This window comes from Sphingobacterium thermophilum (assembly GCF_039541675.1).
Lineage (GTDB): Bacteria > Bacteroidota > Bacteroidia > Sphingobacteriales > Sphingobacteriaceae > Sphingobacterium > Sphingobacterium thermophilum.
On the sequence record NZ_BAABGR010000006.1, the window covers coordinates 274090 to 288791 of the forward strand.

At 41.0% G+C, this 14702-nt stretch carries 12 protein-coding genes; 6 read left to right on the top strand and 6 right to left on the bottom strand.

All coding sequences use genetic code 11. The annotated features are described in order from the left end of the window. Window positions 1-1161, top strand: a complete 1161-nt coding sequence (locus ABD873_RS03240) for a sialidase family protein (protein WP_345064587.1) — start codon at window positions 1-3, stop codon at window positions 1159-1161. Between the two features lie 64 nt (window positions 1162-1225). On the opposite strand, the gene ABD873_RS03245 is transcribed toward ABD873_RS03240, so the two are convergent. Continuing rightward, window positions 1226-2617: an arginine decarboxylase gene (locus tag ABD873_RS03245; protein ID WP_039053329.1), complete on the bottom strand. Its 1392-nt coding sequence runs from the start codon at window positions 2615-2617 to the stop codon at window positions 1226-1228. Window positions 2618-2724: 107 nt separating this feature from the next. Between ABD873_RS03245 and argS the strand changes: the two genes are divergently transcribed. The 3 genes from argS (at window position 2725) to ABD873_RS03260 (ending at window position 6999) form a co-directional block, all read left to right on the top strand. Beyond that, entirely contained in the window at window positions 2725-4509 is a 1785-nt protein-coding gene (argS, locus tag ABD873_RS03250; protein WP_345064590.1) for an arginine--tRNA ligase, read from the top strand. Between the two features lie 158 nt (window positions 4510-4667). Beyond that, on the top strand, window positions 4668-5744 hold the full coding sequence (locus ABD873_RS03255) for an oxidoreductase (RefSeq protein WP_345064592.1): 1077 nt from the start codon (window positions 4668-4670) through the stop codon (window positions 5742-5744). A gap of 103 nt (window positions 5745-5847) precedes the next feature. Continuing rightward, window positions 5848-6999, top strand: coding sequence for a BaiN/RdsA family NAD(P)/FAD-dependent oxidoreductase (locus ABD873_RS03260; RefSeq protein WP_425568686.1), 1152 nt, complete (start codon window positions 5848-5850; stop codon window positions 6997-6999). A gap of 5 nt (window positions 7000-7004) precedes the next feature. Here ABD873_RS03260 and ABD873_RS03265 read toward each other — a convergent pair whose 3' ends face one another. From ABD873_RS03265 to ABD873_RS03280, 4 genes are read right to left on the bottom strand one after another with little or no spacing between them, the layout of a single operon-like run. Continuing rightward, window positions 7005-7541, bottom strand: coding sequence for a DUF4256 domain-containing protein (locus ABD873_RS03265; protein WP_052258837.1), 537 nt, complete (start codon window positions 7539-7541; stop codon window positions 7005-7007). A gap of 43 nt (window positions 7542-7584) precedes the next feature. Continuing rightward, window positions 7585-7962, bottom strand: a complete 378-nt coding sequence (locus ABD873_RS03270; protein WP_345064597.1) for a DUF423 domain-containing protein — start codon at window positions 7960-7962, stop codon at window positions 7585-7587. 4 nt (window positions 7963-7966) lie between these two features. Further along, complete coding sequence (locus ABD873_RS03275) at window positions 7967-8650, bottom strand: thioredoxin domain-containing protein (RefSeq protein WP_039053817.1); 684 nt, start codon at window positions 8648-8650, stop codon at window positions 7967-7969. Between the two features lie 48 nt (window positions 8651-8698). Then, a complete protein-coding gene (locus ABD873_RS03280; RefSeq protein ID WP_345064599.1) occupies window positions 8699-10855 on the bottom strand; it encodes a S46 family peptidase in 2157 nt (718 codons plus the stop codon). 160 nt (window positions 10856-11015) lie between these two features. Here ABD873_RS03280 and ABD873_RS03285 point away from each other — a divergent pair, with 160 nt between their 5' ends. Both ABD873_RS03285 and ABD873_RS03290 read left to right on the top strand, forming a co-directional pair. Further along, the gene (locus ABD873_RS03285; protein WP_345064600.1) at window positions 11016-11957 is read left to right on the top strand and encodes a hydrogen peroxide-inducible genes activator; all 942 of its coding nucleotides are present in this window, start codon (window positions 11016-11018) and stop codon (window positions 11955-11957) included. 5 nt (window positions 11958-11962) lie between these two features. Next, the gene (locus ABD873_RS03290; RefSeq protein WP_345064601.1) at window positions 11963-13750 is read left to right on the top strand and encodes a chloride channel protein; all 1788 of its coding nucleotides are present in this window, start codon (window positions 11963-11965) and stop codon (window positions 13748-13750) included. A gap of 9 nt (window positions 13751-13759) precedes the next feature. Here the strand turns inward: ABD873_RS03290 and ABD873_RS03295 are convergent, their stop codons facing one another. Continuing rightward, a complete protein-coding gene (locus ABD873_RS03295; protein ID WP_345064602.1) occupies window positions 13760-14350 on the bottom strand; it encodes a riboflavin synthase in 591 nt (196 codons plus the stop codon). Between the last annotated feature and the right edge of the window lie 352 nt (window positions 14351-14702).

The window sequence follows — 14702 nt, forward strand, 5'->3', positions numbered from 1 at the left end:
ATGAAGAGACTTTTTCTAGGTATTTGTTTGATTACTTCTGTCCTATTTGTCAAGGGGCAGGAAGTTACGGTATTCCGCTCCGGAGATGATGGGTATGCTTCCTATCGTATTCCGGCCATTGTGAAAGGTAAGGCTGGAGAGCTGATAGCTTTTGCAGAAGGAAGAGTTGAACACGCCGGCGACTTTGGGAACGTGGATATTGTTTGCAAGATAAGTAAAGACGGTGGAAAGACATGGGGGCCTTTGCAAGTAGTGGTAGATTATGACAAATTGCAGGCCGGTAATCCTGCACCGGTAGTGGATATGCTGGATCCATCATATCCACAGGGGCGCTTGTTTTTATTTTATAACACAGGGAATAACCATGAAGGAGAAGTACGAAAAGGTAAGGGCTTACGTGAAGCTTGGTATAAGACTTCCATAGATGGAGGGCAAACATGGTCAGAACCTGTTAACATCACTTTACAGGTTCATCGTCCTAAACAGCCTCAGGTTAATGCTTCCTACAATTTTTCAGAAGACTGGCGTACATATGCCAACACGCCGGGACATGCTTTTCAGTTTATAACAGGCCCGAAGAAGGGAAGAATCTATGTAGCAGCTAATCATAATGCCGGGGATCCACAGCCGCAAAACAGAGATTGGAATGCACATGCCTACTATTCGGATGATCATGGTAAGACCTTTAGGCTTAGCGAAAACATCCCTTATCCCGGATCTAATGAGTCTATGGCAGCACAGGTTGGTGATAATACTGTCTATATGACTTCTCGTAATCAAGGACTCACGCCGAAACAGCGGATAATCTCCATATCGCATGATGGAGGTCATTCTTGGGCATCGTCGGGGACGGACCCTAATCTTCCGGATCCCATCAATCAGGGGGCAGTACTTTCATGGAAGAAGGGAAAAAATTTTATCCTAGCCCACCTCAATGCTGCAGATGAAAACAAGCGTGATAACCTGACTCTACGACTTTCCAAAGATCAAGGGAAAAGCTGGTATTTCAATAAGGTAGTAGCGAAAAGTCCTGAAGGATACAAAGGAAGTGCGTATGCTGCCTACAGTGATATGGTATTGGTCAAGAAAAATAAGCTTGGAGTACTTTATGAAAAAGACGGATATAAGCAAATCGTATTCACGACAGTAGATGTGAAATAATATTGCCGAAACCAAAAAACGCTGAACAGAATGTTCAGCGTTTTTTGGTTATTTTTTAGGACCATTAGTAATAGCCTAATAATTTCATTACTTGTTTTGAGTTTTGCTCTTCACCAAAAACTTCAAAGTTGAATGTTTCATCTCTGTTGCGACGGATAATTACATGTTTAGGAGAAGGCAGCAAGCAGTGGTGTATACCGCCGTACCCTGATAGTACATCCTGATAAGCTCCTGTATGGAAGAAACCTAAGTATTGTACTTTTCTGGTCTTAGGCATGAACACCGAGTTGATGTGCGCTTCCTGGTTGTAATAATCTTGACCGTCACAGGTAATACCTCCCAAGTTTACTTTTTCGTATTCGGAATCCCAGTTGTTTATCGGTAATAAGATATACTTCTGGTTTAACGCCCATACGTCCGGAAGGTTGGTGATAAACGAACCATCGATCATGAACCATTTCTCACGGTCATTCTGTTGCTTGCGACCCAACACCTTGTAAAGGATACCGGAAGCTTCTGCAACAGTGTATTTACCGAATTCGGTAATAATGTCCGGTTCTACAACGTCATGGTGGTTACAGATTTGTTTGATACGGTAAACGATCTCATTTACCATGTACTCATAGTCGAAGTCGTGAACCAACGAGTCTTTGAAAGGCATACCTCCACCGATATCCAACGTATCTAGATCCGGATTTACTTTTTTGAACTTACAATACAGGGTTACGTATTTCTCCAGCTCGTTCCAGTAGTACGGCGTATCCGAAATACCTGAATTGATAAAGAAGTGCAACAACTTGACTTTAAAGTTAGGGTTGTTGGCAATTTTGTGATTGTAAAAATCAATCACGTCTTCAATACGGATTCCCAATCTGGAAGTGTAGAATTGAGAATCAGGTTGTTCTTCAGCAGCTACCCTAATACCTAAGTTGCATGGCTCATCCAGTTCGATCTCGTCATCATACAGGTTGAACTCCTCTTTGTTGTCCAACACAGGAATGATGTTTTTGAAGCCATCATGCAACATGTCGATGATGTACTGCTTATACTGGTACGTTTTGAAACCATTACAGATTACTGTAATGTCTTTGGTCACCGTACCAGCCCTCTCCAAATAATCGATCATCGGCATATCGAATGCAGACGACGTCTCCAAATGGATGTCATTTTTCAACGCCTCTTCCACGATATGTTTGAAGTGAGACGATTTGGTACAATAGCAATACTTATATGATCCCCTATAATTGTTTTTCAGTATGGCCGTCTGAAACAGAATCTTGGCCTGCTGAATCTTTTTACTAACTATAGGGAGATAAGTAAAACGTAAAGGTGTACCATACGTCTCAATCATCTCCATGAGATTGAGATCGTGAAAATACAACTCGTCGTTAATGACTTCGAATCCTTCTTGTGGAAAACCAACACTTAAGTCAAGAAATTCCTGATAGCTCTGCATTTTTTATTATTTTTGCAAAGATATACTTTCGTAATGAATACCTAAATACCTAGGTTGTTATTTTTCTCGTTCATTATCAGAAAGATAAAATTTTACGTTTTAATTACATGGCTAATACGATACAACAAACGTTAGTTGAACAAACAGTTGCCGCTGTAAAAGCGCTGTATGGTGCAGACATTCCGGAATCCCAAATCTCTTTACAAGATACACGCAAAGAATTTGAAGGGCAGATCACTATAGTGACCTTTCCGGTAACCCGTTTTTCCAAAAAATCTCCTGAGCAGACAGGTACTGAAATAGGTGAATATCTCAAAGCTAATGTGGAAGCTATTTCGGCCTTCAATGTCATTAAGGGCTTTTTGAATATATCGCTGTCTGATAGCTATTGGATAGCCTTACTAAACAATACCATTGCTGCTGCCGACTTCGGTAAATTTCCGGCAAACGGCAAAAAGCTCATGGTGGAGTACTCTTCACCGAATACCAATAAGCCTTTGCATTTAGGACATATACGCAATAACCTCTTAGGTTATTCGGTGGCAGAAATCCTAAAAGCCTATGGCTATGATATTATCAAAGCCAACTTAGTGAATGACCGAGGTATACACATCTGCAAATCTATGTTGGCATGGCAAAAGTTTGGCAACGGCGAAACACCGGAATCTACAGGGATGAAAGGAGACCACCTTGTCGGAAAATATTATGTGGTATTCGATAAGGAGTATAAAAAGGAGATAGATGCTCTAAAGGCGCAAGGTTTATCAGAAGAAGAAGCCAAGAAGAATGCTCCATTGATGTTGGAAGCACAGGAGATGCTCCGCAAATGGGAAGCAGGGGACGAAGAAGTTATCTCCCTCTGGAAGACCATGAACAACTGGGTGTACGAAGGTTTTGAAACGACCTACAAACAGCTTGGCGTGGACTTCGATAAATATTATTATGAGTCGAATACATACCTTTTAGGAAAAGACATCATCCAGGAAGGACTAGACAAAGGTGTTTTCTTCAAGAAAGAGGACAATTCGGTATGGATTGACCTTAGCGATGAAGGATTGGACCAAAAGCTGGTATTGCGTGGTGACGGCACCTCTGTTTACATTACACAAGATTTAGGGACAGCTCAGCTGAAATTCGATGAGTTCGGCATGGATGAGTCTATATATGTTGTAGGTAACGAGCAGGACTATCATTTCAAAGTTTTATTCTCCATCCTTAAAAAGCTGGGAAGACCTTGGGCTGACGGTTTGTTTCACCTGTCGTATGGCATGGTTGACCTTCCTTCCGGCAAGATGAAGTCGCGTGAAGGTACGGTGGTAGATGCGGACGACCTTATGGCAGAAATGATCGAGACGGCGAAGACCCGCACCGAAGAGCTGGGAAAAACGGAAGATTTTACAGAGGAAGAAAAGGCAGAGCTTTATCATACTATAGGTATGGGGGCGCTGAAATATTTCCTTTTGAAGGTAGATCCTAAAAAACGTTTGTTGTTCGACCCTAACGAGTCTGTAGACTTCCAAGGACATACGGGACCTTTTATACAATATACACACGCCCGTATCAAGTCCGTGCTTCGTAAAGCTGGGTATGTTGAAAATGAGACAAAAGTAAATCCTGGAAGGCTGTCATCTTATGAATTGGATCTTATCAAGGCACTCTCGGAATATCCGTCTATAGTGGAAGCTTCAGCAAAAGAGTTTAGTCCTGCACAATTGGCAAATTATGCTTATGAAGTGGCTAAGCTATATAACAAATTTTACCATGAGGAAAGTATCCTTAAAGCCGAAGATGAGGATGTGAAGGCTTTCCGTCTTACTTTGTCGGCCTCAGCAGCAAGAATAATAGCGGAATCTATGCGTCTTTTGGGAATTAAAGTTCCAGAGCGGATGTAATATATATTTTTTAAATCGTATATTTAAAAGCATAAAATAATCTAACCGCCGTAGCGGTTAGATTATTTTTTTATATCGACGTAATTATATTTGGCATCTTATATGCACCTAAACTTTGACGTAATTATATTTGGCATCTTATATGCACCTAAACTTTTATGAAAAGATATAAAATTGGATTGATAGGGTTTTCTATAGGAGGACATGTTTTTCATGCTCCTTTTATTGCTGGTAACTCTGATTTGGAGCTCTATAAAGTCACGGCCCGTCGTGAGGAACACCAAAAACTGCTGGCGGAACGTTATCCTGACGCTATTGGTGTGCTGTCGGCAGATGAAATCATCAATGACCCGGAGGTGGACATTGTGGTGGTAGCCACCTCAAACGATGTGCATTTCAGTTTGGCCAAGCAGGCATTGGAGGCAGGAAAACATGTAGTCGTAGAAAAGCCTTTTACTAATACCAGCCGCGAGGCTGACGAGCTGATCGCCTTAGCGAAACAAAAAGGTTTGTTACTGTCTGTTCATCATAATGCTCGCTTTCATTCCGACTTTAAGACGGTGAAGCGCGTGCTTGCTGAAGGTCGGCTAGGACGTGTGGTAAGTTATGAAGCGCGTTTTGATCGTTTTCGGAACTTTTTGAGGCCTGGAGCGTGGCGTGAGGAAAACCTACCGGGCTCAGGTATTCATTACGATTTGGGGGCGCATCTTATTGATCAGGCTTTGCAGCTCTTTGGCGCTCCGGAATCCGTATTTGCCGACTTGAGAATACAAAGGGACGGGGCAAAGGCTGTTGACGACTTTGAATATATTTTATCTTATCCTCGACTCAAGGTCACGTTGAAAGGACAAATGTTGGCTAAAGAGCCTACACCGCGCTTTGCGATATATGGCATGAACGGTTCTTTCGTTAAGCGTGGCGTAGATCCGCAGGAAAACCTATTGCGCGCTGGGGTACGCCCCGAAGAAAGGCCGGATTGGGGAGTAGAATCGGCAGATATTCAAGGGTCGTTGTCGCTTTTGGAAAATGGACAGGATATACATGAATATGTGTTGAGTGAGATAGGGAGCGGACAGGATTTCTATAAAAATATAGTGGCGACCTTGCGTGGAGAAGAAGCCTTATATATCACTGCAGAACAGGCTCGGGACGTGATTCGCATCTTGGAGCTGGGCGATCTTTCATGGAAAGAGAAAAGAGTAGTGCCGGCAGCGGGCGAGTTAATCGCTTACTAAATGGAGTTGTCAATTATCGTTAGAGCACTTATCTTTGCCCGCATAAATTTAGGAAGTGAAAAACTACGACGCTATAATTATCGGTGGAGGGGCTTGCGGATTGATGTGTGCTGCCCACGCCGGTTTGTTGGGGAAGCAGACGCTGATTTTGGAGAGGAATGACAAACCGGGAGCTAAAATATTGATCTCTGGAGGAGGAAGATGTAACTACACCAACCTAGGCACTTCCATAGACAATTTTGTGTCACAGAATCCTAAGTTTTTAAATGCTGTCTTTGCACAATGGACTGTAGAAGATTCCATTCGCTTTTTTCAGGATTTCGGAGGTATTGAACCTCAGGAAAAAACTTTGGGACAGCTGTTTCCTTCTTCCAATAAGGCTAAAGATATTGTAGCCACATTTACCAAACTACTCTATGAGACAGGTCAGGATATTTGGCTCAACACGTTGGTGACGCAAGTACAAAAGACGAAACAAGGAGAATACCGTATTACTTTAGAAAGAGAAGGTATAGAACAGCAGCTTACGGCCAAGAAGGTTGTCCTTGCTTCCGGAGGTTTACCGGTATACAAATTGGGGGCATCAGACTTCGCCTTGCGTATAGCGCGGCAACTGGATATTGAGGTCGTCACTACGGCACCGGCCTTGGTGCCTTTGACTATTACAGGAAAAGATGCCGAGTGGTATGCTTCCTTGGCAGGAAATACAGTGTTTGCTAAGGTATATAACGATAAGATTTCTTTCGAGGAAAATATCTTGTTTACCCATTGGGGACTTAGTGGTCCTGCCATTCTTCAGATTTCATCATATTGGCGGCCCGGAGAGACCATTACCATAGATCTGTTACCAAACTTTCGCTTGGAAGAGTTGATTAAGCAGGAAAGAAATAAAGGGGGACGAAGGCTTGTAGGGCAGTTGCTGAACGACTACTTTTCCAGAAAGATGGTGGACGCATTGGGAAAATATCTTCCTATAGATATAAAAATTGCTTCTCTAAGTAAGGGAGATGCCCAAACCATAGTCGATACAATCCATAGGTTCAGAGTGAAGCCGGCAGGAGACAAAGGCTACGATAAGGCGGAAGTTATGCGTGGTGGTGTAAGCACTTCCGAGCTTAATCCGCGCACTTTGGAATCCAAGAAATATCCCGGACTGTATTTCGGAGGAGAAGCAGTGGATGTTACAGGCTGGCTTGGCGGCTATAACTTTCAGTGGGCCTGGGCTTCCGGTTTTGCTATAGCTCAGGATATCTAATATTCTTACACTTTTAATATAGCACGGAAGCCACGAGCAGCGTAATAGGATTCTGCTCCATTGTGATATATAAATACTCTTCCATATCGGCGGTCACCAAAGATTGCTCCTCCGCGTTGCCGGATGTCGGCAGGCGTCTTAAGCCAGCTGGAGGTTTTAAGGTCAAATTCTCCAATTTTTTGTAGTTCGATATATTGCTGCTCATCCATGATTTCGACCCCCATCATTTGTGCAAGGTGAAGAGCAGAATCTTCAGGTTTATGTAGCTTGCGCGACTCCAAAGCTTCTTCGTCGTAGCAAAGGCTACGTCTTCCTTTGGGACTTTCTGCCGAACAGTCTGCAAAGATAATAGTGTCCGTCTCTGAATCATAGCTTATGACGTCCGGTTCTCCTTCGGTTTCTTCCATTTGACGAAGGCTCTCAAGTTTTGAAGGATTGTCCACTAGTTTTCGTTCGACGACATCCCAACCTATATCCGGATGCCTATGTTTATATTTAGTAAACCGCTCTTTAAGTGTTTTTAGTAGTTCTGGATGTTGCATGAGTAAATTTAGTATTGGTTTTATTAGATAAAATTAGAAATTTTTATTTAATAAAATTAATCAATAACAAAATCCATCCTGTAATCATCAACAATCCCCCCAAGGGAGTGATAGGACCTAGAAATTTTAAGTTCTTTTTCCAATACTCTGCAAATGATAGGAGATAGATGCTAAAGGAAAATAATATGGTGCCACAAATAAGACAATATACAGCTAGTTTTGTGATATGCTCCTGAAAATTCAACTGCAAGCCTAAGATTAGTAAACTTAGTGCAGAATACATCTGATAGCGTACACCGACTTCGAAGGAGGCCAGTTTTTCAGTGGAGATAAGTTTCTTGAGGGCATGCGCTCCGAATGCTCCCAAAATTATCGCTAAAATTCCGAAAAGAGTTGCAGCAACTAGGGTGATTTTTTCCATGATTTTATAGCTGTTTAATTATGTTTTTGAGTTTTATGTATCCTCTATAGTTCCAAGTCTGCTGACCATGTTTATAAATTACTAAATAAGGAATGCTGCTTATTTGTAGCTGTTGCATCAACTGTTTGTTTTGGTCTATGTCGATTCTGAGGACCTTTACTTTTCCTTTGTAGTTTTTCTGTATAAAGTCAATATGAGGTTCGATTTTTTTGCAGGGGAGGCACCAGGTCGCATAGAAGTCTATCAGGACAACATCGTTGCTGGCTATTTCTTTGGAATATGCTTCCCATGTCATGTTGGTAATCGGTTTTTCTTTTTCGACAAGAGGAAGACTTTTGCTTTCCCAATTCAAAATACCGCCTTCGATTTCCACGACGTTGAATCCTTGAGCTGTAAGAACTTGAGCTGCTTTGGCACTGCGGGCGCCTGATCGGCAGTACACATATACAGGCTTTTTCTTGTTTAAGGTCTTTGCGACCTCTTCAAAGATTGCACTGTTGTTCCAATCGACCGAAAGTGCTCTTTCTAGATGTTTCTCTTCAAACTCTGTTGGTGTGCGTACATCCAACAGTTGGATTTTACTGGCTTTCTTTGTTATAATATGATACGCCTCTTCCGGGCTGATTTTTGTCTGTGCCGAAAGGCTGTGAAAGACTAAGACGAATAAGCAAAGTATAATTTGTTTCATATGGTGATTCTAAACTATAAAAAACAAGGAGCCTTAGGCTCCTTGCTGTTAAATTCCCATTTCTTTCAGGATGAAGTGTGCCTTGTCAATTTTGTCGGCAATCCATAAGATATAACGTATATCCACACCTATAGAGCGGCTATAGCTTTCATTCCACGCGAAGTCGTTGATGGTGGCGTCGTACGAGCGGTCGAAGTTGACACCTACCAGCTCGCCATAGGCATTCATGATTGGTGAGCCTGAGTTTCCTCCCGTAGTATCCATATTGTATAGCATGTTTACAGGCACTTCATTGGTTTTCTTACTTACGTAAGGGCCGAAGTCTTTTTTCTCCCACGCTTCTTTGATTGCCTGCGGGTATCTGAATTCAGGTAATCCTGAATTTCCTTTTTCGATTAAGCCTTTGATGGAGGTGAAGGGAGCCATATAGGTAGCATCGGCAGGGCTATAGCCTTTGATGTTACCGAATGTAAGGCGTAGTGTAGAATTGGCGTCAGGAATAAAATTTTTTGCCTGATAAATTTCCTTTACAGCAACATAATCTCCCATGAGGCGGTTAAGAATGCCTTCCCGTCGTGTAAGCTCTTTTCTGAAGACAGCAAGCTCATTTACTAAATCTTTGTGGATTTTGAGCACTTCGTCCGAATACGATGCAAGCGTATTATAGTCTTTCAATACTGAAGACTTGATATTTTCCAAAGATGTAAGCTTAGAAAGCTGGATAGCTTGCTGTATATATGTCGACGCAGCCTCAGCATTGGTGAAGCCTTTAGTTTTGATAGCTTCTATTGTGTTTTTGTCTTGGAAGGTGTACGCTTGCGCAAACATATGTCCTGCGATATTTTTATCTACAGTAAGGTGATAGCTTTCGAAAATATTGGACAGCTGTTTCAGCACATTTTCTTTGTTACTTTCAAAAATACGTTTTTTATCCGCATCTTTCGATTGGTTTGCAACAGCCTGTTGGAGGTCCTGAATGACTCTTGCAATCTGGAAGGTTCGTATTCCTGTGTACATATTATTGAACCACAGCTCACGCATAGCATCCGAGAATACCAGTTGGTAATGTTTGTCTATCTCTTCCATCAGGGTGCCATATTTACTTTTTAGCTCAGGTTTGGATTGAATGAATGTGGCCAATTCGGTATCTTCTTTCTTTTTAGAGCCTATAAGGTCTATGTTACGCAAGCCCTTTAATTTTCCTCTATAGTTTTTGAGTACGTTGGCATTACGTTTTACGCGTGTGGCCAAGGCTAATTCTATGGCTTTGTCCTCCTTTCCAGCCTGCAACATCTGTTGGTTTTGGAAGTCGTAAAGTTCCGAAACGTAAGGCAGTAAAAACTGCTGTTGGTATTCGATGAATTGTGCCGGTCTATGACGGAATGTTCTTCCCGGATATCCGAGGATGAACACGAAATCGTTTTCTTCTACTCCTTTAGGATTTACTTTTAAGTGTTTCTTAGGCTTATAAGGCACGTTGTTTTTCGAGTACTTTGCCGGTTTTCCGTCCGGTCCTACATACGCACGAAGAAAAGAGAAGTCTCCGGTATGTCTCGGCCATACCCAATTGTCGGTTTCACCACCAAATTCTCCTATATCTTGTCTAGGAACATACACTAAGCGCACATCTTCTATAGTCTTATAACGGAAAAGCACATACGACTTACCGATAAACATTTCCGAAACTTCGGCTTTGATGCTCGGGTCTTTCGCTTCCGCTTCTTTTGCTATTTCGTTGCATACTTTTTTGATAGTATTGATACGCTCTATAGGGTCAGTTATGTTGGCTACAGCGTTTAACACGCGGACAGAAACGTCTTCGTAAGAGTCTGTTATACGGATGGTAAGACCTTTTGCTTCAATTTCCTGTTCCAAGGTAGAGGCAATAAAACCGTTTTCTAGGTAGTTGTGTTCCGGTGTTGAAGCAAGCTGTACGGCACTGAAAGCACAGTGGTGGTTGGTAATGATCAATCCGTTAGGGGAGACGAAAGACCCTGTACAGCCGGAAACTTGCACCAAGGCATCCACCAAACCTATCTGTCCTGGATTGTAGATATCTTTTTCACTTATTTTCAGTCCTGCTTTTTTCAATCCTGCACGGCTTAACTCACTCAGAGGAAACATTCCCTCATCCGGAATGGATGCGGTAAAAATCGGTGCTGCACCGAGCAGCAAACCTGCTAACACTAATGATTTTACTTTCATTTTCTGCTCATCTATATTTTATCAAAAGTAAGAAATCTTTTGTTTATGTGGCAGTAGGGAAAATTAAGACGTCTTGAAAAGTCATTTTTTAGTCATGGATACACATAGTTATAAGTCAATGTATATAATTTTCTATTTTTGTATAAATACTATCTATAATATGACCTTAGTTCAATTGGAATATATCGTTGCGGTCGATACCTATAGAAGTTTTGTCGCTGCAGCAGAGAAGTGCTATGTCACCCAACCTACGCTGAGTATGCAGATACAAAAGCTGGAAGAGTCCTTAGGGGTGAAAATATTCGATCGAAGCCGCCAGCCGATTGTTCCTACAGAGATAGGGATGAAAATTATTGAACAGGCAAGAGTAGTGTTGATGGAAAGTAAGAAAATCCAAGAGATACTCTTGGAAAAGAAAGGAGAATTGGAAGGGGAGCTGCGTATAGGTGTTATCCCTACGGTGGCGCCTTATCTATTGCCTGATGTGATTACAGCCTTTCTAAATAAATATCCTAAGGTAAAGCTTCAGATCTGGGAATATACCACTGAGAGGATTGTACAGGAGTTGAAGCAAGGTATTTTGGATTGTGGTATTTTGTCTACGCCGCTAGGAGACAATAATATTATGGAAACACCTTTGTTTTATGAACCTTTTGTAGCGTATGTTTCGGATCAGAGTGCACTTTATCAAAAGAAAGTTTTGAGTACGGACGACATAGCACAGGAGAAGTTGTGGCTACTTAATGAGGGACATTGTATGCGAGGGCAAGTATTAAATATTTGTAACTTCAAGCATAATTATGGTTTGGATGGTACTTTCGACTACAATACGGGGTCTGTAGAGACCCTGAAACGCATGGTGGATATCAATTCGGGAGTGACTATACTTCCTGAGATGAGCATCATGAATTATGACGAAGATCAGCTTGCGCATGTGCGTTATTTCAAGGCGCCGGAGCCTGTACGTGAAATTTCACTTGTCACTACGCAAAATTATGTAAAGAAACAGGCGGTAAATACGTTGAAAAATGAGATATTGGCTATAGTGCCAGAAAAGTTTAAGTCTAAGAAGAAAAAAGAAGTAATGGGTTTTGATTTATAAAAACTGTGGGAATAATAGCAAACAAGATACATCAGCTGAATAAATGGAGGATGCACAAGGTTTCCAATCGTAACTTTGTGATATTCTTAGCATTTGTTGTAGGTATTGTAGGAGGAATTGCAGCCTCTTTGCTAAAAGGCCTAACTCATTCTATAGCTTCTTTTCTGCAGGATGATATAGACTGGCACTACAAATATTCTATCTATCTGATTTTTCCTCTTATAGGTATATTGCTATCCGTATTATATATACGGAAAATCCTGAAAGGAAAAAAGTTTGAACACGGCATTACGCCCATCATTTACGCTATTTCACGGAAATCTAGCCGTATTGAGCCACACAATATTTATTCTCAGATTATTACGGCGGCGTTTACGGTAGGTTTCGGAGGATCCTCGGGTTTAGAGGCTCCTATAGCCCATAGTGGAGCGGCTATAGGATCGAATATGGGGCGGCTCTTTGGATTGAGTTATAAAGAGGTGACTATGCTTTTAGCGTGTGGGGCCTCTGCCGGTATTTCGGGCGCATTCAACAGCCCTATAGCGGGAATGATCTTTTCGATAGAGATTCTGCTTACGGATTTCTCTATTCCGGTGCTAATTCCATTACTTATATCTTCGGCATTGGCGGCAGTAGTGTCCAAGATTTTTTATAGTGAGCCTTTGTTTTATACTAATACTACCCATTGGGAGTTAGAAGCTTTATTTTTCTATTTTTTATTGGCAGCTATAGTTGGAGTTTATACAATTTATTTTTCAAAGCTCAGCCAAACTATCAAGTCTTGGTTTTCAAGGATTCATAGTCCTTATATTAAGGTGTGGGTAAGTGGGGTGTTATTAGGGATATTTATTTTCATCTTTCCCGCTCTGTATGGGGAAGGGTATCTTACCATACAGCAACTGCTAGACGGACACTTTAATGCTGTCGTAAAAAATAGTTTGTTTTCGGATTTTAAGAATGTGACGTGGGTGGTGTTGGCTTATACGGTCCTTACATTATTTGCCAAATCCTTTGCTTCGTTGATTACCGTCAATAGTGGTGGAAATGGAGGTGTGTTTGGTCCTAGTTTGGTGATGGGAGGATTGCTAGGCTTTGCTTTTGCTTATGGAGTCAATATGACTGGTATCATACAGCTGAATGTTCCTAATTTCGTCATGGCAGGAATGGCAGGAGCCTTGAGCGGTATCATGCATGCCCCATTGACCGGCCTTTTCCTCATAGCGGAGGTGACGGGCAGTTATGCCTTGATGGTGCCCTTGATGATTGTTTGTTCCATATCGTATTTGATTAACCGTTATGGGATGAAACATTCCATTTATACTAAAGTGCTTGCCGATTCGGGAGACCTCATTTCGTATGAGGATAAGGATCGGACGGTATTGAGCATGATGAAATTGCGGTATGTTATAGAGCACAATTTTGTAGTGCTTTATCCTGAAGAGACGCCCAACATGCGTAAAACGGATATTATACATTCCAAACGGAATATTTTTCCCGTAGTAGATAGGAAGGGTAAGTTTCTGGGGATTATTTATAGTGAGCGTTTATTTTCTATTCTTCTTGGTGAGGAAAAAGGAGCTGACCTGCCGTTTGAAGTACTGGCACAGAAACCTAACGATACAGTGTTGCTCGATGAGAATATGGAAGTTGTAATGCAAAAGATGAATAGGGATGATGTGTGGATACTGCCCGTGCTGGATAAGGATGGAACCTATTTAGGGTTTATTTCTAAGTCAGCCGTATTCAATAAATACAGAGCATTGCTCATGCGGCAGAGCAGCTATTTGGAATAAAGATGGCTCTTAATCTCTAAGAGCCATTATTTTTGAAACATATTTTCCTACAATATCGAACTCCAAGTTTACAATATCACCCTCTTCTACAAATTTAAGGTTGGTATGTTCGATGGTGTAAGGGATAATCGCTACGGAGAATTTATCTTTTTGTGAATTTACGACCGTGAGGCTGATTCCATTTACGGTTATAGAACCTTTTTCTACCGTAATGTTATTTGTTGATGTGTCATATTGAAATGTGAAGAGCCAACTTCCTTGCTGGTCAGTTTTTTCAATACATGTTGCCGTCTGATCTACATGTCCTTGAACGATATGTCCGTCAAACCGGCCATTGGCGGGCATGCAACGCTCCAAATTAACTATATCGCCTATTTGTAGAAAGCCTAGGTTGGTTTTACGCAAGGTTTCATCGATGGCGGTAACCTTATGTACATTGTTGGCTACTTCTACCACGGTAAGACATACACCATTATGTGCAACGCTTTGATCAATCTTAAGTTCATTCGAAATGGGCGATTCAATATAGAAATGTAAGTTGCTTTGCTCTTTTTTTATGTCTTTTACGACTCCTAACGTCTCAATTATTCCTGTAAACATACTTTTTACCTTTGATTACAAAGGTACATAATGATTTTTAAATATTTTTTCTTTGTATTTAGTTGAATTTGTTAGTGAAAAGAGTGATTTTGAGTGTTTTTTTTATAGTTTTCTTGCGTTTTTTTATATGTGTTTAATGTTATTTATTAGGTTTTTTATGTTCTTGTGTGAAATTTTTATAAAAATATTTGTTTTTTGATTTTTTAGTTGTATTTTTATATCGATTTCAAGGGTTTTAGTTATACTAATTCGAGTGGTTTTAAATTATTAAGTTAAAAATTGTTAAAGCTCTTGATTTTTTAATGGTTGAACCTTAATTTTGTGCATCATAATTTAGGTTTATAATTGGTTA

What these genes read in the sequence shown, in the direction of transcription:
- ABD873_RS03285 (WP_345064600.1), top strand. Translation starts at nt 11,016, where the DNA reads ATGACCTTAGTTCAATTGGAATATATCGTTGCGGTCGATACCTATAGA.
- ABD873_RS03260 (WP_425568686.1), top strand. Translation starts at nt 5,848, where the DNA reads ATGTGTGCTGCCCACGCCGGTTTGTTGGGGAAGCAGACGCTGATTTTG.
- ABD873_RS03240 (WP_345064587.1), top strand. Translation starts at nt 1, where the DNA reads ATGAAGAGACTTTTTCTAGGTATTTGTTTGATTACTTCTGTCCTATTT.
- ABD873_RS03255 (WP_345064592.1), top strand. Translation starts at nt 4,668, where the DNA reads ATGAAAAGATATAAAATTGGATTGATAGGGTTTTCTATAGGAGGACAT.
- ABD873_RS03280 (WP_345064599.1), bottom strand. Translation starts at nt 10,855, where the DNA reads ATGAAAGTAAAATCATTAGTGTTAGCAGGTTTGCTGCTCGGTGCAGCA.
- ABD873_RS03270 (WP_345064597.1), bottom strand. Translation starts at nt 7,962, where the DNA reads ATGGAAAAAATCACCCTAGTTGCTGCAACTCTTTTCGGAATTTTAGCG.
- argS (WP_345064590.1), top strand. Translation starts at nt 2,725, where the DNA reads ATGGCTAATACGATACAACAAACGTTAGTTGAACAAACAGTTGCCGCT.
- ABD873_RS03265 (WP_052258837.1), bottom strand. Translation starts at nt 7,541, where the DNA reads ATGCAACATCCAGAACTACTAAAAACACTTAAAGAGCGGTTTACTAAA.
- ABD873_RS03245 (WP_039053329.1), bottom strand. Translation starts at nt 2,617, where the DNA reads ATGCAGAGCTATCAGGAATTTCTTGACTTAAGTGTTGGTTTTCCACAA.
- ABD873_RS03295 (WP_345064602.1), bottom strand. Translation starts at nt 14,350, where the DNA reads ATGTTTACAGGAATAATTGAGACGTTAGGAGTCGTAAAAGACATAAAA.
- ABD873_RS03275 (WP_039053817.1), bottom strand. Translation starts at nt 8,650, where the DNA reads ATGAAACAAATTATACTTTGCTTATTCGTCTTAGTCTTTCACAGCCTT.